The sequence below is a fragment of the Mesorhizobium intechi genome (genome assembly GCF_002879535.1).
Lineage (GTDB): Bacteria > Pseudomonadota > Alphaproteobacteria > Rhizobiales > Rhizobiaceae > Mesorhizobium > Mesorhizobium intechi.
This window is the reverse complement of sequence record NZ_PNOT02000339.1, coordinates 1-23,145: the sequence shown is the minus strand read 5'-3', so window position 1 is coordinate 23,145 and position 23,145 is coordinate 1. Positions and strand designations below refer to the sequence as shown.

Annotated in this window: 15 protein-coding genes and 1 pseudogene; 4 read left to right on the top strand and 12 right to left on the bottom strand. The window is 64.0% G+C overall.

The annotated features are described in order from the left end of the window. Positions 1-149 precede the first annotated feature (149 nt). The gene (locus C1D09_RS28740; protein ID WP_143977374.1) at positions 150-392 is read right to left on the bottom strand and encodes a hypothetical protein; all 243 of its coding nucleotides are present in this window, start codon (positions 390-392) and stop codon (positions 150-152) included. Between C1D09_RS28740 and gltB the strand changes: the two genes are divergently transcribed. Then, complete coding sequence (gene gltB / locus C1D09_RS28735) at positions 382-5,127, top strand: glutamate synthase large subunit (RefSeq protein ID WP_143977373.1); 4,746 nt, start codon at positions 382-384, stop codon at positions 5,125-5,127. The two genes, C1D09_RS28740 and gltB, sit on opposite strands and share 11 nt — an antisense overlap. 142 nt (positions 5,128-5,269) lie before the next feature. Next, positions 5,270-6,724: a glutamate synthase subunit beta gene (locus C1D09_RS28730; RefSeq protein ID WP_143977372.1), complete on the top strand. Its 1,455-nt coding sequence runs from the start codon at positions 5,270-5,272 to the stop codon at positions 6,722-6,724. A 31-nt stretch (positions 6,725-6,755) separates the two neighbouring features. Here C1D09_RS28730 and C1D09_RS28725 read toward each other — a convergent pair whose 3' ends face one another. Both C1D09_RS28725 and C1D09_RS28720 read right to left on the bottom strand, forming a co-directional pair. Continuing rightward, a complete protein-coding gene (locus C1D09_RS28725) occupies positions 6,756-7,988 on the bottom strand; it encodes an SGNH/GDSL hydrolase family protein (RefSeq protein ID WP_143977371.1) in 1,233 nt (410 codons plus the stop codon). Positions 7,989-8,112: 124 nt separating this feature from the next. Next, on the bottom strand, positions 8,113-9,336 hold the full coding sequence (locus tag C1D09_RS28720; protein ID WP_143977370.1) for a lytic murein transglycosylase: 1,224 nt from the start codon (positions 9,334-9,336) through the stop codon (positions 8,113-8,115). 211 nt (positions 9,337-9,547) lie between these two features. Here C1D09_RS28720 and galU point away from each other — a divergent pair, with 211 nt between their 5' ends. Further along, a complete protein-coding gene (gene galU / locus C1D09_RS28715) occupies positions 9,548-10,453 on the top strand; it encodes a UTP--glucose-1-phosphate uridylyltransferase GalU (protein WP_143977369.1) in 906 nt (301 codons plus the stop codon). Positions 10,454-10,505: 52 nt separating this feature from the next. Here galU and C1D09_RS28710 read toward each other — a convergent pair whose 3' ends face one another. Then, positions 10,506-12,293 (bottom strand): outer membrane beta-barrel protein, encoded by a 1,788-nt coding sequence (locus C1D09_RS28710; RefSeq protein WP_167514796.1) that lies wholly within the window; start codon positions 12,291-12,293, stop codon positions 10,506-10,508. A gap of 208 nt (positions 12,294-12,501) precedes the next feature. On the opposite strand from C1D09_RS28710, the gene C1D09_RS28705 reads away from it, so the two are divergent. Beyond that, complete coding sequence (locus C1D09_RS28705) at positions 12,502-13,503, top strand: KpsF/GutQ family sugar-phosphate isomerase (protein WP_143977367.1); 1,002 nt, start codon at positions 12,502-12,504, stop codon at positions 13,501-13,503. 247 nt (positions 13,504-13,750) lie between these two features. On the opposite strand, the gene C1D09_RS28700 is transcribed toward C1D09_RS28705, so the two are convergent. The 8 genes and pseudogenes from C1D09_RS28700 to C1D09_RS28665 form a co-directional block, all read right to left on the bottom strand. Further along, complete coding sequence (locus C1D09_RS28700; RefSeq protein ID WP_143977366.1) at positions 13,751-14,215, bottom strand: NfeD family protein; 465 nt, start codon at positions 14,213-14,215, stop codon at positions 13,751-13,753. 20 nt (positions 14,216-14,235) lie between these two features. Continuing rightward, complete coding sequence (locus C1D09_RS28695; RefSeq protein ID WP_019861051.1) at positions 14,236-15,186, bottom strand: SPFH domain-containing protein; 951 nt, start codon at positions 15,184-15,186, stop codon at positions 14,236-14,238. A 121-nt stretch (positions 15,187-15,307) separates the two neighbouring features. Further along, the gene (locus tag C1D09_RS28690) at positions 15,308-16,519 is read right to left on the bottom strand and encodes an NAD(P)/FAD-dependent oxidoreductase (RefSeq protein WP_143977365.1); all 1,212 of its coding nucleotides are present in this window, start codon (positions 16,517-16,519) and stop codon (positions 15,308-15,310) included. 131 nt (positions 16,520-16,650) lie between these two features. After that, positions 16,651-17,715 carry a ferrochelatase gene (gene hemH / locus C1D09_RS28685; RefSeq protein WP_143977364.1) on the bottom strand — a complete coding sequence of 355 codons (1,065 nt, stop codon included), beginning with the start codon at positions 17,713-17,715 and terminating at the stop codon, positions 16,651-16,653. A gap of 143 nt (positions 17,716-17,858) precedes the next feature. Continuing rightward, positions 17,859-19,990, bottom strand: a pseudogene (locus C1D09_RS28680) (5'-nucleotidase C-terminal domain-containing protein). 190 nt (positions 19,991-20,180) lie between these two features. Further along, a complete protein-coding gene (gene omp10, locus C1D09_RS28675; RefSeq protein ID WP_143977363.1) occupies positions 20,181-20,558 on the bottom strand; it encodes an outer membrane lipoprotein Omp10 in 378 nt (125 codons plus the stop codon). Positions 20,559-20,685: 127 nt separating this feature from the next. Beyond that, positions 20,686-22,131 (bottom strand): homospermidine synthase, encoded by a 1,446-nt coding sequence (locus C1D09_RS28670; RefSeq protein ID WP_143977362.1) that lies wholly within the window; start codon positions 22,129-22,131, stop codon positions 20,686-20,688. A gap of 131 nt (positions 22,132-22,262) precedes the next feature. Continuing rightward, positions 22,263-23,145, bottom strand: an 883-nt coding sequence (locus tag C1D09_RS28665) for a heme-dependent oxidative N-demethylase family protein (protein WP_143977361.1), incomplete at its 5' end; no start/stop codon positions are given.

Sequence of the window (23,145 nt, the reverse complement as noted above, 5' to 3'; positions counted from 1 at the left end):
AATCCGACAGGGCGGCGATCGGCGACCGAAGCTTACGTTTCCCCGCAACTGCACGAAATCTTATGTCGCGGAAGGCTCAAGTTTTTTGTGAATCGGTCTTGTGTGCGTTGGGGAATTCTGCCATAAAAATTTAGGACAGTAGTGCTGTCTTATTTTGTCGCACAAAACAGGCTGGATTGGCGTAACATATTGGCCTCTCCGGCTGTTGCTGCGAGCGACAGGTGGACGGCCAGACCCTGGCCTGTACGATACCAGATGCGGACCATGCGGAAAGCCGCCTGGTTCGGCAAGGATTTCGCAAGACGTGCCGCAAGGATCGGGGTGAGCCAAGCGCTTGCCGAGGCAAACCAGCGCCTGAAGGCTGGAACGGAGGACAGGACAATGACGGACATGACGCTCTCTGCGACGAACGGCCAGGCCGCGCAGACGAATGCGGCTGTCGTCAAAAAAACCTCTCGAACCGACATTGGCCGAACCGACATCGGCCGAAGCGGTTTTGCCCCTCGGGGCCTCTACGATCCGCGCAACGAGCACGACGCCTGCGGCGTCGGTTTCATCGTCAACATGAAGGGCGTGAAGTCGCATCAGATCGTCAAGGACGGGCTTGCCGTGCTCGAAAACCTGACGCATCGCGGCGCCGTCGGTGCCGACCCGCTGGTCGGCGACGGGGCCGGCGTGCTGGTACAGCTTCCCGACCAGTTTTTCCGGGAGGAGATGGCGGCCCGGGGCATCGAACTGCCGCCGGCCGGCCAATACGGCGTCGGACACTGGTTCATGCCGCAGGACGCGGCGCTGCGCGCCCATATCGAGGACATCATCGCCGAATCGGCGCAATCCGAAGGGCTGCCGCTCATCGGCTTCCGCGACGTGCCCGTCGACAATTCGTCGCTGTCCAAGGCGCCCGATATCGTCGCGTCCGAGCCGTTCCATCGCCAGGTCTTCATCGGCCGCACGGCCGATATTCCCGACGACGAGGAATATGAGGCCCGGCTCTATCTGCTGCGTAAGGTCATCTCGGGCCGTATCTACGCCGAGAACGACAACAAGGACATCGGCGCCTATTGCGTGTCGCTGTCGGCGCGCACCATCGTCTACAAGGGCATGTTCCTGGCCTATCAGGTCGGCGCCTACTACAAGGATCTCAAGGACCCGCGCTTCGAGACCGCGCTGATCCTCGTCCACCAGCGTTTCTCGACCAACACCTTCCCGTCATGGAAGCTGGCGCATCCCTACCGCATGGTCGCGCACAATGGCGAGATCAACACGGTGCGCGGCAACAACAACTGGATGGCGGCGCGCCAGGCCTCGGTCGATTCCGAGCTGTTCGGCAACAACATCTCGAAGCTCTGGCCGATCTCCTATGACGGCCAGTCCGATACGGCGTGCTTCGACAATGCGCTCGAATTCCTGTTCCAGGGCGGCTACAGCCTCAGCCACGCCATGATGATGCTGATCCCGGAAGCCTGGGCCGGCAACAAGCTCATGGATGCCGACCGCAAGGCTTTCTACGAATACCATGCGGCCCTCATGGAGCCGTGGGACGGTCCGGCGGCGGTCGCCTTCACCGACGGCCGCCAGATCGGCGCCACGCTTGATCGCAACGGCCTTCGCCCGGCACGCTACATCGTCACCGACGATGACCGCGTCATCATGGCTTCCGAGGCCGGCGTGTTGCCCGTGCCGGAGGAGAGGATCGTCAAGAAGTGGCGGCTGCAGCCTGGCCGCATGCTGTTGATCGACCTTGCCAAGGGCCGCATCGTGCCCGACGAGGAGATCAAGTCGGAGATCGCCACCAGGCACCCTTACAAGACCTGGCTCGCCAACACGCAGCTCATACTGGAAGACCTGAAGCCGGTCGAGCCGCGCGCGCTGCGCAAGGACGTCAGCCTGCTCGATCGCCAGCAGGCGTTCGGCTACACCCAGGAAGACACCAAGCTGTTGATGTCGCCAATGGCGACCACCGGCCAGGAGGCCGTTGGTTCGATGGGCACCGACACGCCGATCTCGGCGATGTCGGACAAGTCGAAGCTGCTCTACACCTATTTCAAGCAGAACTTCGCCCAGGTCACCAACCCGCCGATCGACCCGATCCGCGAGGAGCTGGTGATGAGCCTGGTATCCTTCATCGGGCCGCGGCCGAACATCTTCGACCTGGTCGGCAATTCGCGCCGCAAGCGGCTCGAAGTGCGCCAGCCCATCCTGACCAATGGCGATCTGGAGAAAATCCGTTCCATCGGTCACACCGAGGACCGTTTCGACACCAAGACGATCGACATCACCTATGGCTCGAATGAGGGCGCTGCCGGCATGCAGGGCGCCATCGACCGGCTGTGCGAACGCGCCGAGGCGGCTGTCGCCGGCGGCTACAACATCATCATCCTGTCCGACCGGCAGCTCGGCCCGGACCGCATCGCCATCCCGGCGCTGCTGGCGACGGCCGCGGTGCACCATCACCTGATCCGCAAGGGTCTGCGTACTTCCGTCGGCCTGGTCGTCGAATCCGGCGAGCCGCGCGAAGTGCACCATTTCTGCTGCCTTGCCGGCTACGGCGCCGAAGCGATCAACCCCTATCTCGCCTTCGATACCTTGCTCGACATGCACAAGCGCGGCGAGCTGCCGGAAGAGGTCGACGCCTACGAGGTCGTGTCGCGCTACATCAAGTCGATCGGCAAGGGCATCCTCAAGGTGATGTCCAAGATGGGCATCTCGACCTACCAGTCCTATTGCGGCGCGCAGATCTTCGATGCCATCGGGCTGAAGTCCGATTTCGTCGAGAAGTATTTCACCGGCACGGCAACGCTGATCGAAGGCGTCGGGCTGGACGAGGTCGCGGGGGAAACCGTCAGCCGCCACACGGACGGTTTCGGTAACGATCCGGTGCTGCGAAACAGCCTCGAGGTCGGCGGCGAATATCTCTTCCGCATGCGCGGCGAGGCGCATATGTGGTCGCCTGACGCCGTCGCCACCTTGCAGCACGCCGTGCGCCAGGGCTCGTGGGAAACCTTCAAGGAATATTCCGCGCAGATCGACAGCGAGACCGCCCGCGCGCAGACCATACGTGGCCTGTTCAAGATCAGGCTGGCGGAGGAGACCGGCCGCAAGAAGGTCGCGCTCGGCGACGTCATGCCGGCGGCCGAGATCGTCAAGCGCTTCTCGACCGGAGCGATGTCGTTCGGTTCGATCTCCAGGGAGGCGCACACCACGCTGGCGCGCGCCATGAACCAGATCGGCGGCAAGTCGAACACCGGCGAGGGCGGCGAAGAGGCCGACCGCTATTTGCCGCTGCCCGGCGGCGGCAAGAACCCGGAACGCTCGGCGATCAAGCAGGTCGCCTCGGGGCGGTTCGGCGTGACGGCCGAATATCTGGTCAATTCCGATGTCATGCAGATCAAGGTGGCGCAGGGCGCCAAGCCCGGCGAGGGCGGCCAGCTGCCCGGCCACAAGGTCGACGCGACCATCGCCAAGGTCCGGCATTCGACGCCGGGCGTCGGCCTGATCTCGCCGCCGCCGCATCACGACATCTATTCGATCGAGGATCTGGCGCAGCTCATCTACGACCTGAAGAACGTCAACCCGGCGGCCGACGTGTCGGTCAAGCTGGTGTCGGAAGTCGGCGTCGGCACGGTCGCGGCCGGCGTCGCCAAGGCGCGCGCCGACCACATCACCATCTCCGGCTATGATGGCGGCACCGGTGCCTCGCCGCTGACCTCGCTCAAGCATGCCGGCAGCCCGTGGGAAATGGGCCTTGCCGAAACCCACCAGACGCTGGTGCTGAACGGCTTGCGTTCGCGCGTCGCGCTGCAGGTCGACGGCGGCTTGCGCACCGGGCGCGACGTCATCATCGGCGCGCTGCTCGGCGCCGACGAGTTCGGCTTCTCGACCGCGCCGCTCATCGCGGCCGGCTGCATCATGATGCGCAAGTGCCACCTCAACACCTGTCCGGTTGGCGTCGCCACCCAAGACCCGGTGCTGCGCAAGCGCTTCAAGGGCACGCCCGAGCATGTCATCAACTTCTTCTTCTATGTGGCGGAAGAGGTGAGGGCGCTGCTCGCCGAGATGGGTTTCACCCATATCGACCAGATCATCGGCGACGCCGACCTTCTGGAAAAGCGCGACGTGATCCAGCACTGGAAGGCGCGGGGCCTCGATTTCTCGAAGATGTTCTACAGGCCCGATGCGCCGCACGAAGCCGTGCACTGGACCGAGCGGCAGAAGCACCCGATCGACCACGTCCTCGACCGCAAGCTGATCGAGCTGGCCAAGCCGGCGCTGGAGGCCAAGCAACCGGTCAAGATCGAGGTCGATATCCGCAATGTCGACCGCTCCACCGGCGCGATGCTGTCGGGCGAAGTCGCCAAGCGTTTCAAGCACAAGGGCCTGCGTGAAGACACGATCCAGGTGAAGCTGACCGGCACAGCCGGCCAGTCCTTCGGTGCCTTCCTGGCGCGCGGCGTCTCGTTCGAGCTCGTCGGCGCCGGCAACGACTATGTCGGCAAGGGCCTGTCGGGCGGGCGCATCGTCATCCGGCCGCCGGAAGAGGCCAGGATCGTCGCGGCGGACTCCATCATCGTCGGCAATACGGTGCTCTATGGCGCGACGGAGGGTGAAGCCTATTTCGCCGGTGTCGCCGGCGAGCGTTTCGCGGTGCGCAATTCGGGCGTCGCCGCCGTCGTCGAAGGCGTCGGCGACCATGGCTGCGAATACATGACCGGCGGTGTCGTCGTCGTCATCGGCAAGACCGGCCGCAACTTCGCCGCCGGCATGTCGGGCGGCGTCGCCTATGTGCTGGACGAGGCGGGCGACTTCGCCGAGCGCTGCAACATGGCCATGGTCGAACTGGAGCCGGTGCCGGAAGAAGACGACCTGATGGAGAAGCTGCTGCACCATGGCGGCGATCTCGATCACAAGGGCCGCGTCGACGTGTCCGGCGACATGACCAGCCATGACGAGGAGCGGCTCTACCAGCTGATCTCGAACCATGTGCACTATACGGGTTCGGTGCGCGGCCGCGAGATCCTCGACGACTGGGCGACGTTCCGGCCGAAATTCCGCAAGATCATGCCGGTCGAATACCGCCGCGCGCTGATCGAGATGGAACGCATGCGCATGGGCGTCGCGGCCGAATAGACTTACGAGAATTGCCGGGGAGCCCAGGCTTCGCGGCCCCCTTCATCGACAGTTTGACCTCGGGCGCAAGGTTGCCATGGCTGCCTCAAGAGGTTAACGGGTGCGGCGAAAACCGCACCATCTGGACAGCAGGAACTGGACTATGGGCAAGGTAACAGGCTTTCTCGAAATCGACCGGCAGGTGCACAAGTACCAGCCGGCCTCCGACCGCATCCGGCATTTCCGCGAGTTCACGCTGCCGATGTCGGACAAGGAGGTCGAGAAACAGGCCGCGCGCTGCATGGATTGCGGCATCCCGTTCTGTCACGGGCCGACGGGCTGCCCGATCCACAACCAGATCCCGGACTGGAACGACCTCGTCTACAACAGGGACTGGGACAACGCGATCCGCAACCTGCACTCGACCAACAATTTCCCGGAATTCACCGGCCGCATCTGTCCCGCCCCGTGCGAGGAAGCCTGCACGCTGAACCTCGAGGACATTCCGGTTGCCATCAAGACGGTGGAACAGGCGATCGCCGACAAGGCTTACGAGACCGGCCACATCAGGCCCTATCCGCCGGAGAAGAAGACCGGCAAGCGGGTCGCCATCATCGGCTCCGGCCCCGCCGGCATGGCCGCCGCACAGCAACTCGGCCGCGCCGGCCACGACGTCCATGTCTATGAGCGCGAGAGCCGGCCGGGCGGGCTGATGCGCTACGGCATTCCCGACTTCAAGATCGAGAAGCACTATATCGACCGGCGCATCGAACAGATGCAGGGCGAGGGCGTTACCTTCCATTGCGGTGTCAATGTCGGTGTCGACAAGCCTGTCGCCGAACTGCTCGCCGAGCATGACGCGGTGCTCTATTGCGGCGGCTCGGAAACGCCGCGACCGGCCAACATTCCGGGCGACGATCTCGGTGGTGTGCATGACGCCATGCCCTATCTCGTGCAGCAGAACCGCCGCGTCGGTGGCGAGCCGATCCAGTCGGTGGCGTGGCCGTCGCACCCGATCATCGCCGGCGGACAGCATGTCGTCGTCGTCGGCGGCGGCGATACCGCCTCCGACTGCGTCGGCACCGCCTTCCGCCAGGGCGCGGTGCGCGTCACCCAGCTCGACATCCGCCCGCAGCCGCCCGAGAAGGAAGACAAGCTCGCGGTCTGGCCCTACTGGGCGACCAAGATGCGCACCTCGTCCTCGCAAGCCGAGGGTGCGGAACGCGAGTTCCAGGTGGCGACGCTCGAATTCATTGGCGAGGACGGCCAGCTGACCGGCGTCAAATGCTGCGAGGTCGACGAGGAGCGCAAGCCGATCGCCGGCACCGAATTCGTCATCCGCGCCGATCTCGCCTTCATCGCCATCGGCTTTGCCGGACCGGCGATGGTGGGCGTGGCGAAGGAACTCGAGGGCGAGATGAAGATCGTCACCGACAGCCGCCGCTCACGGAATGTCGAGGCCAATGACCGCGACTACCGGACCAGCGTCGACCGGCTCTATGCGGCGGGCGACGTGCGCCGTGGCCAGTCGCTGGTCGTGTGGGCGATCCGCGAAGGCCGCCAGGCGGCGCGCTCGATCGATGAAGCGCTGATGGGGACGAGCGTATTACCCCGCTGAGTCGCGAGACGATCTCAAGAGGTCTGCGTGACTAAGGGGTGATCGCCGTCGTCGTGTCGGTCGCCGCGGCTGTCGCCGGCGGCTCTGCCTTCGGCGGCCAGGAAAAATCGTCGGCGCGGCCGGGCGCGGCCTCCGGCGCCTTGCCTTCGATCACCAGTCGCCCCCCGGGAAGAGCCGGATTGGCGTTTGCTGGCGGGGCCGCGCCGAGCAGCTCGGTGCCGCCGTCGAGCGCCGGGTCACTGAGCAGCATGGGTGCGGTGCGATCGATGACAATGGGTGCCGCGGCCGACGCCGGCGCCTCGACGGGCGCGCCCGCCGGTGCTGTCGCCGGGGCCACGCTGCCCGGCCCGGCGAGACCCAGGATCTTGGCCAGCGGCTTTTCGGTGTAGAAGGCGAGCTTGCGCTTGCCGGCCTTGGAGACGTTGATACCGTCATCGGCGCGCAATCGCACCGGCTGGCCGTTCATGTCGGGGCCGTTGGTGACGAAGGCGCCGTTCTCGTCGACGAAACCATCCCAGACATCGACGAATTCGCCGCCATGGTTTTCGGCGGCCTGATGGTAGATGTCGTTGAAGGCCAGCATGTCGGAGGTCATCTTCGGCACCCGGAAGGCCGGCATGCCGACCCACAGGAAAGGCACCTTGGCGGCGGCAATGGCCTTGCCGAGTTCGTCGGTGCGGCGCTCGTATTCCTTGGTCCAGTTCTCGGAGCGTGGCTGCTCGCGCACGTCCCCCACCTTCATCTGCTGGCGGTCGTTGGAGCCCAGCATGACGACCACCGCGGCCGGTTTCTCGGTCTCGATCAGCGATTTGATCTGTTCGGGCCAGTTGTAGAAATCATCGCGCACGAAGCCCGACGAGCCATTGCTGCGCTCGACGATCCTGACGCCTGGATTGTCGCCGAAGGCGGTGACCAGGCCCTCGGCAAGGCCTGCCGCCATGAAGTCGCCGACCACCAGCACGGTGCGGGCGTCCGGCGCCTTTTCGACCACGGGGGTTTCAGGCTCTGCCGGCGCACGCGGGGCGCGCTTTTTCACCTTGGCCCTCGGACTTGCCTTCTGGATATCGAGCGGCGGTTCGACCCGCTCGCTGCGGCGCGGAAACAGAAGGTCACGCAACGACCATCCACGATTTTGCTGCGGCTGCTCCTGCGCCATGGCCGGCACATGGAAGGCGCCGGCGGCGCCGACCGCCAACAGGACGATCGCCAGAAAAAGGATCGGCGTGCGACGAGCAAGGATCGCGATACGCGCGGCCGAAACCAATCACTCCTCCATCCCCTAGCGCCTGGTCCGGCAAACCGGAGCCGGTTTTGCGGCCGGACGCAAGTTCAAAGTGCCAGGGCGCCCGATCTGCGCACGCAAAATGCGCGCGGCGCCGTGGCCGGCTCTATTTTTGCCTGAGCCATTTGAGCACTTCCATGCTCGGGTAGCCGTCCTGGGTCATGCCGACCTTTGCCTGATAGGCCATGATGGCGGTCTTGGACCCGTCACCGATCTTGCCGTCGAACTTGCCGTCGTAAAGCCCGTGCTGCGACAGCCGCTTCTGCAGTTCCTGCCGTTCCTCGAAGGTGAGCTTGGTGAAGGGGCGCTTCCAGTCCTGGACAAGGCCGTTGCCACCGGCGATCTCGTCGGCGAGAAGGCCAACGGCCAAGGCATATTTGTCGGCATTGTTGTAGGCCTTGATGACCGAGAAATTCCGGATCATCAGGAAAGCCGGCCCGCCACGGCCGTCGGGCACTTTCAGCGTCGCCTTGTCGGTGAGGTTCTTGAACGGCTTGCCGCTCGCCCTGACGACGCCAAGCGCCTGCCATTGCGCGAGTGTCTTCGATCCGCCCGGCAGCTTGCCGGCCGGTATGGTGACTTCGTAGCCCCAGGTCTTGCCGGCCTGCCAGCCATTCTTCTTCAACAGATTGGCTGATGTCGCCAGTGCATCGGGGATGGAATTCCAGATGTCGCGCTTGCCATTGCCGTCCATGTCGACGGCATAGTGCTGGTAACTGGTGGGAATGAACTGGGTCTGGCCCATGGCGCCGGCCCAGGAGCCCATCAAATGGCTTTCGTCGATGTCGCCGGTCTGCAGGATCTTCAATGCCGCGACCAGCTGGGTGCGGGCATATTTCGACCGCTTCGGGTCGCCATAACCCAAGGTCGCCAGCGAGCGGATGACGTTGCGCATGATGTCGTCGCGCTTGAGGATCTCGCCATAGTTCGATTCCATCGACCAGATGGCCAGCAGAATGTAACGATCGACGCCGAACCGTGCCTCGATCCTGTCCAGCCACGGCTTCCATTTCTTGGCCATCTGCTGCCCGACGGCGACGGACTGGTCGTGGACGCGATTGTCGAAATAGTCCCAGGCGGGTGCCGTGAATTCGGGCTGTGTGCGTGCCTTCTCCAGCACCACCGGATCAGGCTCCTTGATGTCCCGGAAAGCCTGGTCGTAGACAGCGCCGGAAACGCCGCCGGCGACGGCGGTGGCGCGGAAGCCGGCGACCCATTGGCGGAAACCGGCGTCGGCGAAAGCGGGTCCGGCAGGCATCAGCAGAGCGAGCGAGAGGCTGGCGGCCGTCATGACGCTGGTGAAACGTTTTGCGGCATTGCGAACGGACATGTTTTCCTCCTTCTCTGTCTCAGGAAAGACCATTCATCGCCGAACCGGGTTAGGAATTAGTTTACCATAGGTGCCGCCTGGAACGAAAAGACACCTCGATGCTTAACCGGTGGAAGTTTCCCTCACCCGCTCCCACTAATCTTCAATTCCGGCGTGAAAATGTCGCGAGACGGGGATTGCGGAGCCGGGCAGCAAACGGATAATTGAAAGCATGAAGAGAGTTCGCAAGGCAGTTTTCCCGGTCGCCGGTCTCGGCACGCGGTTCCTCCCGGCCACCAAGGCCGTTCCCAAGGAGATGCTGACCGTCGTCGACCGCCCGGTCATCCAGTATGTGGTGGACGAGGCGCGCGAGGCGGGCATCGAGCATTTCATCTTCGTGACCGGCCGCAACAAGGCGGTCATCGAGGACCATTTCGATATTCAGTTCGAGCTCTATGACACGCTCGCCCAGCGCGGCAAGGATGAGCAGCTTGCCCGCCTGCAACGCCTGCAGCCCGCGCCGGGCCAGACCAGCTTCACCCGCCAGCAGGTGCCGATGGGGCTCGGCCATGCGGTCTGGTGCGCGCGCGAACTGGTCGGCGACGAGCCGTTCGCGCTTCTGTTGCCCGACATGATCATGCAGTCGGAAAAGAGCTGCATGAAGTCGATGGTCGAGCTCTACGAGGAAACCGGCAACAACATCATTGCCGTGCAGGAATGCGACCCGGCCGAGGCTCACAAATACGGCATTGTCGGCCGTGGCGAGGACACGCATCACGGCTTCCGCATCACCGAGATGGTGGAGAAGCCGAAGACCGGCACGGCGCCGTCCAATCTCTACATCAACGGCCGCTACATCCTGCAGCCCGAGATCTTCAAGATCCTCGAGGACCAGGAAAAGGGTGCCGGCAACGAAATCCAGCTCACCGATGCGATGCTGAAGCTGGAAAAGCAGCAGGCGTTCTACGGCTACCACTATCGGGGCCGCACCTTCGACTGCGGATCTCCAGAGGGTTTTGTCGAGGCCAATGTCGCCTTCGCGCTGTGGCGCGGCGACATGAAGGAGAACATGGCCGGCGTCATCCGCACGCTTCTCGACGAGATGACGCCATCGGAGCGGCGAGTCGCGGCATCTTAACTGAATGGGTAATGCCAGCCCGGGCGGCTGATCGCCCCTACGCAGGCGTATTTCAGCGCTGCACTTTCAGGCCGAGGTAGATGCTGTTGGCGGTGTAGTCGCGGCCGGGCAGGTTGCTGGTCAGCTTTTCGGTTCTGACCCGGCTGGTGAGGCCGGCATAGCGGTTCAGCCACCAGGTCAGCCCGGTCTCGGCGCTCAAGATCCGGTCGTGGCCGTCGATGCCGACATAGTCGCGCCAGTCGAGGCCCAGGGCCGCATTCGCGGTAAGGTTGGCACGGATTTGCCGTTCAGCGGTCAAGCGGCCGGAATAGAGGATATCGCCGCTTTCACCCGCCGTGGTGGTGGTCTCGACAGTGGTCTTGCCGGTCAGGCCGATCGTGGTCCCGCGCTCCGGCGACCATTTGAGGTCGGCATTGACGGTGGCGCCGGAAATCGGCTCCAGGCTGTTGTCGTCGATCGCCTCCCTCAGCCAGCCGGCGGAGAACTCACCGGAGAGCTTCTCACCCATATCGAGTTGCAGACCGGCGCGGGCGCCTAGGCGGGTCGAGGACCGCTCGAAGCCTTCATTGTCGATGCGCTGATCGTAGGCCCGGCGGCCGACCTCGATTTCGGTGAACGGGGTGAGGGCCGGGGAGATTTCGTAGCCGGCGCGCAAAGTCGCCGTGTAGAGCGTGTTGTCCTGATCCTTCTGCGACAGCGTGGTGCCGTCCGAAAGCTCGGCGTCGCCGTAAAAGTCGTGTGAGACCGCGCCGGTCAATGTGTATTGCATCTTGCCGACGGCCTTTTCGAGGCCAAGGCTGCCGTCGATCGTCTGGCGCAGCGGCTGGGTGCTGACGCCGGCAATGGCGTTGGGCGAGGACGCCGTTTCAGGCACTGCCTCATAGCCAAGCTTGGCAATGGCGCGCAACTCGTTGTCCAGGTCGACATTGAGTTGGCCTTCGATGCGGCCCTGCGCATCGTGAACCCGGTAGCCGGACACCGTCTCGCGGAACAGGCCGTAACCGTCGATGGTGGCGGAGTTTTCGCGCCAGTCGGAGACGGCGGTAAAGCGCAACGCTGTCTCCGACAGCAGCGCCGAGGTGCCGGCACTGCTCGAATCGCCGTTCGTGGTGGCGGTCATGCCCTGTTCGATCGACGGGCGGATGACGAAGGAGCCCCATTTGACGCCGGTGGGCTGGAACGGATCGTCCTCGGCCTTCTTGTTCTGGCCTTCGATGGCGGCGGTGCGTTCGGCGCCGGGGTCGAGCTTTTGCCTGTCGGCGCTGTCGACGGTGAGAGCACGGCGGTTGGCCGCTTCCTGGTCTGCCACGGCGCTGTCGCTATCGTCGGTCGCGGCCTGGGTGGTGGCCGTGGTCGCGGCGGTCGCCTTCTTCTTTTTCTTCGACTTGTCGGCCGTCTTGGCGTCCGCCTTGGCCTTGTCCTGCCCCGTCGCGTTCTGCCCGGCAGTCGATGGACGGCGGCGAGGCTTGGGCGGGGTCGGATTGTCGGTGGCCGTGTCGTCGGTCGCCTGCGGCGGATCGAAAATGCTGCCGGTGGCGGCATCCGTGCCCGTGTCGTCGGGGACAGCGCCGGCGCTGGCCGGCAAATAGGTGCGCGGCGGCGTATCGTCCTGCGCGGTGTTGGCCGACTGTTGCTGGCCCTGGGTGGCAAGGGCGAGTTGCCTTGCCTTGCGCTGCTGGTCGGACAGGATCGCTGATTCGGAAACCTCGCCGCGCAGCTCCGTTTCCTGGGCATGGAGAGATGCCGGGCGGAGCAAGGCAAACATGCTGGTCGCCAGCAACAAGGCGCATACCGCCTTGCCCCGTCGTCCTCTCGATTTTTCTGGCTGGGCCCCGGACATCGCCACCACTGCTTGCGCGGCGCTGTGCGCGCCATACTTACCGAACCGTAAATGGGGATGGTTAACGGAGGGTTGAGGTAGCGATCGTTCGCCCGGTTAAAGTGCCGGCGTTTGCGGAAGCATGTGACCTGCAAGAGGCCTCCACCATCCGGGCGCCAGCGCCATTTCTGTTGGACAGGCGGGCGGCAACGCGCTAATCGCATCATCCATGCATGCGAGATCCCTCGATAAGAAGCCCCTGGACAGGCAAGCGTCGATCGATTCGGCACTGAGAACGGTGGCGACCGAGCAGGCCGGCATCGCCGCACTTGCCGAGGCGCTCGATAACGGGCTGGCCGCGCCTTTCGCACAGGCCGTCGATATGATTTCGAAGATCGAAGGCCGGCTGATCGTCACCGGCGTCGGCAAAAGCGGCCATATCGGCTCGAAGATCGCGGCGACGCTGGCTTCGACCGGCACGCCGGCCTTCTTCGTCCATCCCGTCGAGGCCAACCATGGCGATCTCGGCATGATCGCCAAGGACGACGCCATCATCGCCATCTCATGGTCGGGCGAAAGCAAGGAGATGCTCGGCATCGTCGCCTATTCCAGGCGGTTCTCCATTCCGCTCATCGCCGTCACATCGGGCGAAACATCGGCGCTGGCGCGCGCCGCCGACATCGTGCTGCTCTTGCCGCGCGCGCCGGAGGCCTGCCCGCACGGCCTGGCGCCGACGACGTCGACGCTGCTGCAGCTGGTCATCGGCGACGCCCTGGCGATCGCGCTGCTCGAGGCGCGGGGCTTCACGCCGGACCATTTCCGCACCTTCCATCCAGGTGGCCAACTCGGCGCCAATCTGACCATGGTCTCCGAGATCATGCGGGTCGGCGACCAGATGCCGCTCGCCGTGCTCGGCACAAAGATGCCGGAAGCTGTGATGACGTTGTCGCAGAAGAAGGTCGGCTGCGTGCTGATCGTCGATGCCAATGGCGAACTGGCCGGGATCATCACCGACGGCGATGTCGCACGCAATCTGCATCGCAATCTGGCCGACGTCATCGTCGACGAGGTGATGACCCGCACGCCCAAGACGGTCGACCCGCAAACGCTCGCCGGCACGGCGATCGCGCTGCTCAACGAGCACAATATCGGCGCGCTGGTGGTGACCAGGAACAACATGCCGCTGGGCGTGGTGCACTTCCATGACCTGCTGCGCATCGGCGCTGCCTGAGATGTATTGATATCCAGGCGAGGCCGGCCTGCAAATGGCTGATACCTGCGATTGCGGCCTTGGCCGGCCGAAGCATGCATGAGGCATCGTCGCAGCTAAGGCTGCGGCCGGCGTAGGCCGGTGCTCCCCGTACTCATGTACGCTTCGCTCCGGTTCCCGTAATCCGCCTTGTTTGGTCGCTTCGCGCCCGTCTTCGACTCGCCCTGACCTGAATGTCATCTTGCGCGGCGGTGCCGGGTCTGAAAGTTCAGACGCGCTCCACCGTCAATTCCAGGTCCGTGTCGGCGGCACTTGTCACGCGCACCTGCGTGCCGGCGGGCAGGTCGGGGCCGGCGACGCGCCATAACGTGTCGCCGAGCTTGATGCGGCCGCGGCCGTCCTTGATCGGCTCGGCAAGCGTCGCCATGCGGCCGACCATCTGGGCGCCGCGCCGGTTGAGCAGCGGCTGGTCGGTCGGCTGGTCGCGTCCGCCCATGAGCTTCTTGCCGACGAAGGCTGAAACCAGCGACAGCGCCAGGAAGGCAAGGACCTGGACCTGCCAGCTCCAGATCGCCGCATCCCAGATCAGCAGCGACACCGCGCCGATGATGAGCGCGGCGATGCCGATCCACAGCATGAAGAAGCCCGGCGCGATGACCTCCACCACCAGCAACACGAAGCCCAGAACCATCCAGTTCCACGGGCCGAGTTCGGAAATGATGCGATCGAACATGGGAGTGACCTCCTGCGGACTCAGTTGTCGCTCGGGCGCACAACTGGCGGGCGCGCGGCCTGCCTTTGTGCACCGGTCGTGCCTTCGCTGCGGAAGACTTCCTTGGCGATCTCGCCGATGCCGCCGAGCGAGCCGATCAGCGACGACGCCTCGAAAGGCATCAGCACGATCTTGCTGTTGGTGGCCGTGCCGATCTTGCCCAGCGCCTCGGTGTATTTCTGCGCGACGAAATAATTCAGCGCCTGCACGTCGCCCTTGGAAATCGCTTCCGACACCACCTGCGTGGCGCGGGCCTCAGCCTCGGCCGAGCGCTCGCGCGCCTCGGCGTCGCGGAAGGCGGCCTCCTTGCGACCCTCGGCCTCGAGGATCTGCGACTGCTTGAGGCCTTCGGCGGCCAGGATCTGGGCGCGTTTGTTACGTTCGGCGGTCATCTGACGGCCCATCGATTCGATGAGGTTGGCCGGCGGATTGATGTCCTTGATTTCGACGCGGGTGATCTTGATGCCCCACGGATGTGCTGCTTCGTCGACGACGCGCAGCAGGCGCTCGTTGATGGCGTCGCGGTTGGACAACAGCTCGTCGAGGTCCATCGAGCCCATGACGGTACGGATGTTGGTCATCGTCAGGTTGAGGATGGCGTTCTGCAGGCCGGCAACCTGGTAGGCGGCCTGTGCGGCGTTGAGGATCTGGTAGAAGGCGATGCCGTCGACACCGACGATGGCGTTATCGCGGGTGATGATTTCCTGGCTCGGAACGTCGAGCACCTGCTCCATCATGTTCATCTTGGCGCCGATGCGGTCGACGAACGGCGTGATGATGTTGAGGCCGGGGCTCAGTGTCCTGGTGTAACGACCAAAACGTTCGACCGTATAGTTGTAGCCTTGGGGAACAGTCTTGATGCCTTTGAACAGCACCAGCACGACAAGCGCGACAAGAACAACGACCGCAATATCGAAACCACTGAAATCCATTTGGCTCTCCCTCAGAAGCGGGCCGCGCGAGCCATTCCCGCGCAGCCGACTTCGCCAAAGACTTAAGTGTGTTTCAGGAACGTTACAATCAGGTGATGAAGGATTGTTTGTTGGTCCGCACTCAGCGGTTGAATGCAAACAGCTCTGCATCCGTGTCGGCGAGTCCCTTGATCGAAGCCGAAATAATTTCGGAAGCGATACGCGAGAAGGTGATGCCGTTGCCGCCGTAACCCATGACTGCGTGGATGCGCGGATGCGTGGGGATGGCGCCGATATAGGGCAGGCCGGTGCTGGTTGTGCCGAAGGAACCGGTCCAGGCAAATTCAGGCGTCACGTCGAGATGCGGGAACAACTGGCCCAGCTTGTCGGCGATGCGGGCACTTTTATCGGCGATCAGTTCATCGCGCCGCGTCTCGTCGACAAAATCCTTGTCCTCGCCACCGCAGATGACCCTGCCGTCGGCCGTCGCGCGCATGTAAAGGTAGGGATCCGACGCTTCCCAGATAAAGGCCGGACCCGGCCAGAGTTTTCGCGGCTGCGGGCGCGTTGCGATCGCCCAGGTCGAGATGATCCGGTGGGCAGCCGCGGGCACGATGTCGACAAGCTCATAGCCGGTAGCCAGCACCACGTGCCGTGCCGTGATGGTCGGGCCATCCTTGGTGGCCACGACCACCTCGCCGGCGCTGTCCTCGATCGCCGTCGCCTCGACGGGAGCGTGCAAGCGGGCCTTGCGCTCCAGCGCCTTGAGCAGCAGCCCGGCCGTCAGCTTGCGCGGGTCGAGCGCGATGTTGCCATGGCTGAGGATGGCGCCGCCGCGGTCGATACCGAATGTCTGCGCAAGCGGCTGCGGCGTCAGATAGGTCGCGGCAATGCCCGCCTGTCGGCGCGCTTCGGCTTCCTCACGCAGTTCCGACGGCCCGAGCAGCGTGCCAGCCAGATAGAGCGATGGGGTGCGGCGCAGGCGGCAGTCGATTGCGACATCCTCGATGCGGCCGGCCAGATTAGAAACGGCGAGCCGCGAGCGGCGCCAGGCCTGCTGCGCCTTGGTCTTGCCGATCATCTTCGAGAGGGTTGAAAGCGGTTGATCGATTTCGAACTGGACCAGCGCCGTGGTCGCCGCGGTCGAGCCTTTCAGCGGTCCGCGCCGGTCGATGCAGGTCACCTGATGGCCGTCCGCCGTCAGCGCCTCGCCCATCATGGCGCCGCTGATGCCCATGCCAATGATCAGCACGTCGGTCTTGAGGTCCCGGGTTAGAACCGACGTCGGCACGGCAGGCGCCCGATAGGCGGACCAGACGGGCCGGCCGGTTCTGAGGTCGAGTTTGCGGGACATCGAATTCTCCGGAGGAACTGCTTAACGCTCCGGAGTGGCCCTTGTTCCGGTGTTGGAGTGGCGAGCCGTCGAACCTCTGGTTGACGAAATTCCGGACGGAAAACCGTTTCACGATCGTCCTGGAATTTCTCCTAGACCCAGCCGGACAGTTCGCGCCGCACCATCGTCTCGATCACCGCCATTCCCTCGGCGCTATCGTTGAGGCAAGGGATATGCACGAAATTCTTGCCGCCGGCATGATGGAAGGTCTCGGCCGCCTCCCGGCCTATTTCGTCCAGCGTCTCGATGCAGTCGACGGAAAAGCCGGGATTGACGATGGCGATGGATTTGACGCCGTCCTTGCCCAGTTTCTCCACCGTCTTGTCGGTGTAGGGCTGCAGCCATTCCTGGGCACCGAAGCGCGACTGGAAGGTGGTGATCAGCTTCTTCTCGTCCCAGCCGAGCCTGTCGCGCAACAGCCGGGTCGTCTTGAGGCAGTGGCAATGATAGGGATCGCCCTTTTCGAAATAGGGCCTGGGGATGCCGTGGTACGAGGCGATCACCACTTCAGGCTCGAAATCCAGCGTCGCGATATTCTGCTCGATCGAACGCGCCAGCGCCTCGATATAGACGGGCTCGTCATAGTAAGGCGGCACGCTGCGGATGGCGGGAGCCGCGCGCATCTTCATCAACGCGCGAAACAGCTGATCATTGGCGGTGGCCGTCGTCGTCGCGGAGTATTGCGGGTAGAGCGGGAACGAAACAATGCGCTCGCAGCCTTGCGCGACCAGTCTTTCGGCGACGCTCGCCGTCGAAGGGTTGCCGTAGCGCATGGCCCAGTCGACGACGACATTGGGCAGGTCGCGCAACGCGTCGGCCAGCTTTTCAGACTGCGCGCGCGTGTAAGTGCGCAGCGGCGACTCGTTCTTTTCCTGGTTCCATATCCGGGCATAATTGGCGCCGGACTTCTTCGGCCGCGATGTAAGCACCAGGCCGTAGAGGATCGGATACCAGATCGCCCTGTTGAGCTCGATGACGCGCGGATCGGACAGGAATTCCCTGAGATACCGCCACATCGGCTTGAAGTCCGTGCCGTCAGGCGTGCCGAGATTGATCAGCATGACACCGACTTTGCCGGTCTTGACCGGCGGATGCCCGGCCGGCAGCGGGCCGAGGGCCTTCGCGACTTTGGGATCGACAACGGTTGTGGGCGTCATAGGGGTTCTCCAGGAGACGCGAACCTAATCATCCTGCACGGGCTTTCAATGCCGCGTCTGGCCGCACCTTAAGCGTATCCGGCCGAAAACAGCACACCCGCCCGGTTTCCCAGGCGGGTGTTGGATGGGAAGGCGACGTGACGTTACTTCGCCGGGATGGTCAGCGTCGCGCCGGGCATCAGCCGGTGCGGCCTTTGACCTTTGTTGGCCTCGTAGATCAGTTTCCACTTGGTGGCGTCGCCATAGGCCTTTTTGGCCAGATCCCAATAGGTGTCGCCGGTAGCGATGACATGGCTGCCCGTGGCCGGTGCGGCTTCAGCGGGCTTTGCCGGTTCTGTTGGCTTGGCGGGTTCGGCCGGCGCCTGTGCGGCCGGTGCAGGGGCGGCCTCGGCCGGCTTTGCCGGCTCGGCCGGTGCAGGTGCTGGAGCTGCGGGAGCCGGCGGGGCTGGTGGCGGGGTGCATTCTCCGTCGATATGGCCGGCGGCGTGTTGGCGATATCGCCCGAGTTGGCGGGCAGTTCAGGCATTGCCGGTGCCGCTTCCGCGGGCTTTACCGGTTCGGCCGTTTTGGCAGGTTCCGCCGGAGCGGGGGCCGGGGTTGCCTCGGCTGGCTTTGCCGGCTCTGAAGGCTTGGCCGGCTCCGCTGCCGGGGCCGCCGCGACGGTCGCGGCGACCTCTGTGATGCGGCCGTCAAGCTTGGGCGTGTAGGGCCGGTGGACGCCGAGATAGTCGGCCACGACCTGTTCGAGACCGGGGCCGTAATCGTAGGCGTTCTTGGCCTTTTCGGCGAAGACCTTGTAGCCGTCACCGCCTTGGCGCACGTAATTGTTGGTGGCGACGAGATAGTCCTTGTCGGGCTTGATCGGCGTCCAGGCGCCGTTCTCCATGACCTCGACGGACTTGACGCGGCCGGCATTCGGCGCGACCGATTTGTCAAAGGCGTATTTGAGGCCCGCCACCTGCGGGAAGCGACCGGCGCCGTCCTCGATCTGGCTGAGGCCGCTTTCCAGCCCGGCGACCAGGTCCTTGCCCGAAATCTGGAAGGTCGCCAGCGTGTTCTGGAACGGCAGCACGGTCAGCACCTCACCCATGGTGACGGTGCCCTTGTCGATGGAGGCGCGCAGGCCGCCGCCATTGGAGATGACGATCTCGACGCCCTGTCCCTTGACGCGGTCGAGTATGGCATCGGAGACGAGGTTGCCCATCGCGCATTCCTTGGCGCGGCAACTCTCGCGGCTGCCGTCGATGACGTCGGTCGTCTCGGCCACTTCCTTGTTCTTCAAAGCCTCGATCGGCGCGCCGAGTTCCTTGATGCGGGCGAGCACGGCTGGATCGGGCGTGACCGACTTGTCGAGAAAGATCGGGTCGCCGCTGGCCGATTTGACGACGCCATTGTCGTCGAACACCACCTTGAACTCGCCGAGATATTTCGAATAGGAGGCCGCCTGCACCACCGGCACCTTGTAGCCGTCCGGATTGTCGACCATCGTCGGGTAGGGGCCTGCCGCCTTCGGATCGGTGTTCGACAGGAGCGTATGGCTGTGGCCGCCGACAACCACGTCGATGCCCGGGATCTTGGCAATGATGTCGCGTTCCCTGTTGTAGCCGATATGGGTCACGGCGATGATCTTGTTGACGCCTTGCGCCTTGAGTTTCTCGACCTCGGCGGTGATCGATTTGACGTCGTCCGCGATCGCGATGTTGGGACCGGGCGAGGCGAGTTCGGGCGTATCGTTGGTGACGGCGCCGACAATGCCGATCTTCTGCCCGCCGACCTCCACGACGATCGACGGCTTGATCTTGCCGGCCGCGCCGGACTTGTCGTTGGGCACGACATTGGCACTGACGATAGGGAATTTCGCCTTGTCGACGTAAGGCACCAGGGCGCTCTCGCCATCGTCGAATTCATGGTTGCCGAGCGTCACCGCGTCGGGTTTCATCTGATTGAGGAATTCCTCCTCCACGGTGCCCTTGTAGGTGGTGTAGAACAGCGACCCCTGGAAGCTGTCACCCGCATTGAGCAGCAGCACGTTCTGGCCTTCGAGCTTCTTGCGCTCCTGGGCGATCGCCGTGATCAACCGGCCGGCGCCGCCGATGCATTCGCCCTTGGTCTCCTCATCGGCCGAACAGGTAGACTCATATTTGTTGTTGCCTTCGATGCGGCTGTGCCAGTCATTGAAATGCAGGATATTCAATGTGTAGTCGGCAAAGGATGCGCCGGCCGACAGGCCAAGCGTCGATGCGGACAGGGCGGCAATGGCGGCGAGCTTCTTCATCTTCGTCTCCCGGTAGGCTGATCAGAGGCGTTTAGCGCCCTTGCTTGACTGGGGTATAACAGCCAGCGTTTTGACCATGTTCCCATCGCGTTCCGGCTGACGCAAGCGGAAATGCCGCTACTCTTTGCTGACGCAAAAAAGGACGGCGGCCAATCGGCCGCCATCCTCGATCAGTCCAGCATCCGCTAGTTCAGACGCGTCGCGTCAGCACGAAGTTCTGGCCGGACGAGCTGGTGCAGTTCAGCTGGCTGGTGGAGATCAGCAGGCAGTTGAAGCTGACCGGCGTCTGGCGGATCAGCGACGTCCCGTTGATCTCGACCGATGTGGCGCCGGTGATCGTGTAGCTGCCATCGGCCAGCTTCTGGCCGGTGTCGGTTGCGACGGTCGTGAACTTGCCGCCGGTGAAGGTCGACAGGCCGGTGCCCTTGGCATCGATCCACGAGCCCTCGACGCCTTTCGGCGCGGCCGCCATCGGCGGTGCGTCGGGACTGCCTGTGGTGCAGGCGGCGAGCATCATGGCCAAGGAACCCGCCACGCCCATCGAAAGAACTTTGCGCGCAATAGTCATCTGAAATCCTCTCCAAAGTGCTGGAGCGGGCACGCGCCCTGCAAGACGCGCGCTGCCCCAGGCCGCATCTCTTCAATCGCCCGATTTCCGGGCGATTGCAAGGCAATCGCGCATGGTGAGCAGGGTGCTATCGGACGAGGATGTTGCGGAATTGCCACGGATCGCTGCGGTCGAGGTCCTCCGGGAAGAGGCCCGGGCGTCGGTCGAGCGGGGTCCAGTCGGTGTAATGGCCCTCCACCGGTCCGAGATAGGGTGACTGCACTTCCAGGCAGCGCTTGTAGTCCATCTCGTCGGCCTCGACGATGCCGGCATCGGGATTTTCCAGCGCCCAGACCATGCCGGCCAGAACCGCCGAGGTGACCTGAAGGCCGGTGGCATTCTGATAAGGTGCCAGCTTGCGCGCCTCGGCCAGCGACAGGTGCGAGCCATACCAGTAGGCGTTCTTGTCGTGGCCATAGAGCAGGACACCGAGTTCGTCGACGCCGTCGACCAGTTCGTTCTCGTCGAGCACGTGGTGTACCGGCTGAGGCTTGCCGGCGGCACCGAACATCTCGTCCAGCGACAGGATCGCGTCGTTGCAGGGATGGTAGGCGTAATGGCAGGTCGGCCGGTACTGGACCTTGCCCTTCTTTGAGCGAACGGTGAAGAAATCGGCGATCGAGATTGACTCGTTGTGCGTCACCAGCAGGCCGTATTGCGCGCCCGGCGTCGGGCACCACGAGCGCACGCGCGTGTTGGCGCCGGGCTGTTCCAGGTAGATCGCGGCCTTTGAGCCGTGCTTGTGCTTCTTGGCGTTCTTCGGCATCCACTTCTCGTGCGTGCCCCAGCCGAGTTCCGCCGGCTGCAAGCCCTCGGAGATGAAGCCCTCGACCGACCATGTGTTCCAGAAAACATCCATCGGCTTCGGCTTCTTGGTGCGCTGGGTGTCGCGCTCGGCGATATGGATGCCCTTGACGCCGGCCTTCTTCATCAGCTTGGCCCAACCTTCGCGGTCTTCCTGCGCGGGCTCCGAGAACTCAAGGCCAAGATCGGTGGCGAGGTTGACCAGCGCCTGCTTGACGAACCACGAGACCATGCCGGGATTGGCACCGCAGGTGGAGACGGCGGTGGCGCCGCCGGGCTTGTCGTGCTTTTCCTTGATCATCGCTTCGCGCAGCGCATAGTTGGTGCGGCTGGCATTGTCGGCCTTGGCGTCGAAATAGAAGCCGAGCCACGGCTCGACGACGGTGTCGATGTAGAGCACGCCGAGCTTGCGGCAGAGCCGCATCAGGTCGACCGAGCCGGTGTCGACCGACAAATTGACGCAAAAGCCCTGGCCACCGCCATTAGTCAAAAGCGGGGTCAGAAGCTTCTTGTAGTTCTTCTCGGTCACAGCTTCCTGGACGAAGGCGATGCCGCGCTCGTCGAGCAGCTTGCGATCGGTATCGCGTGGGTCGAGGACCGTCATGCGCGACTTGTCGAACTTGAAATGGCGTTCGATGAGCGGCAGCGTCCCCCGTCCGATCGAGCCGAAGCCGATCATCACGACAGGGCCGGTGATCTCACCGTAAACGGGCCAGTTTTCATTCGCCATTTTATCGAGCACTCCTTCAGACACATGCAAAAGCCGGGCAAACACCCGCAAAACCCGGGCATTTTCACCCGACGGTCATGCGCTACATCACAGATCATTGTCATAAACCAGCGAAAAGCGCCAACCCGCGGCTAGCCGTCCCTGGCCATGTGGTTAAGGACCACAATCAGCCGGTCGCGGTCGGATGTGAGGCCCTTGTAGTCGAGCTGGTCGAGATCGAGCGCCTCGAGTTGGGCGGCAAAGGACAGTGCGAGCGTCGCCCGGTCCGGGTGCCGCGCCAGCACGGCGAGCGGATCGAGATGGATGCGGATGGTGAACAGGATGTCGCGTGAGGACGGCAGCTTGCGTAGCGTCTGCCGCTCGACCCGGATGAAGGCGTGCGACTTGACGTCACCGTCGGGGAAGCGCGTCGGCCGGTTGGTGGCGCGGTCGATGCGCTCGACGTTGGACAGCGGATGGTAGAGCGCATTGTCGGCCTGGATCGACCAGTTGAAGCGCTCGACCGCCTGTCCCTGCAGGCCGTCGAACATGCGGTTGATCAGTTCGGCGGGACGCGTTCCCGGACCGAAGCCCGGCACGGGCTCGTGAATCTGCTGCAGCGGCTTGCCGAATTTTTCGAGCAGCGACCAGGACGAGGGAAAGCACAATGAGCCGGCGGCGAGCCGCCAGCCGCTGTCGTCGCGGCGCATCAGGATCAGGTCTTCCTGGACCAGCAGCGAGGCCGCGACCAGCGGTGCGTTGGCGAGACTCGAAGGCAAGGCAGGGTGGTTCACAGCACCCATCACCTCGATGCCCGCATCGGCGCGGCGATGGGTGCGCGGAAATCGCTCCGGCAGATACGCGCCCAGCAAGTCGAGCACTTCCTGCTGGGCGTCCCGCGTGCCGTCCTCCTCGACGAAAACCCGCTCTGGGATTTCTGCATAAAGCCGGCGCTTCTCGGCGAGATAGGGCAGAAGATAGCGGTCGACCTCGATCCAGTTTGCCGGGTCGAGCGGCTTCAGCCCGATGTTGAAC

Excerpts from the sequence above, each read along its gene's own strand:
- C1D09_RS28705 (WP_143977367.1), top strand. The coding sequence starts at position 12,502 with ATGCATGCGAGATCCCTCGATAAGAAGCCCCTGGACAGGCAAGCGTCG.
- C1D09_RS28700 (WP_143977366.1), bottom strand. The coding sequence starts at position 14,215 with ATGTTCGATCGCATCATTTCCGAACTCGGCCCGTGGAACTGGATGGTT.
- hemH (WP_143977364.1), bottom strand. The coding sequence starts at position 17,715 with ATGACGCCCACAACCGTTGTCGATCCCAAAGTCGCGAAGGCCCTCGGC.
- C1D09_RS28730 (WP_143977372.1), top strand. The coding sequence starts at position 5,270 with ATGGGCAAGGTAACAGGCTTTCTCGAAATCGACCGGCAGGTGCACAAG.
- gltB (WP_143977373.1), top strand. The coding sequence starts at position 382 with ATGACGGACATGACGCTCTCTGCGACGAACGGCCAGGCCGCGCAGACG.
- C1D09_RS28690 (WP_143977365.1), bottom strand. The coding sequence starts at position 16,519 with ATGTCCCGCAAACTCGACCTCAGAACCGGCCGGCCCGTCTGGTCCGCC.
- galU (WP_143977369.1), top strand. The coding sequence starts at position 9,548 with ATGAAGAGAGTTCGCAAGGCAGTTTTCCCGGTCGCCGGTCTCGGCACG.
- omp10 (WP_143977363.1), bottom strand. The coding sequence starts at position 20,558 with ATGACTATTGCGCGCAAAGTTCTTTCGATGGGCGTGGCGGGTTCCTTG.
- C1D09_RS28695 (WP_019861051.1), bottom strand. The coding sequence starts at position 15,186 with ATGGATTTCAGTGGTTTCGATATTGCGGTCGTTGTTCTTGTCGCGCTT.
- C1D09_RS28740 (WP_143977374.1), bottom strand. The coding sequence starts at position 392 with ATGTCCGTCATTGTCCTGTCCTCCGTTCCAGCCTTCAGGCGCTGGTTT.
- C1D09_RS28670 (WP_143977362.1), bottom strand. The coding sequence starts at position 22,131 with ATGGCGAATGAAAACTGGCCCGTTTACGGTGAGATCACCGGCCCTGTC.
- C1D09_RS28710 (WP_167514796.1), bottom strand. The coding sequence starts at position 12,293 with ATGTCCGGGGCCCAGCCAGAAAAATCGAGAGGACGACGGGGCAAGGCG.
- C1D09_RS28720 (WP_143977370.1), bottom strand. The coding sequence starts at position 9,336 with ATGTCCGTTCGCAATGCCGCAAAACGTTTCACCAGCGTCATGACGGCC.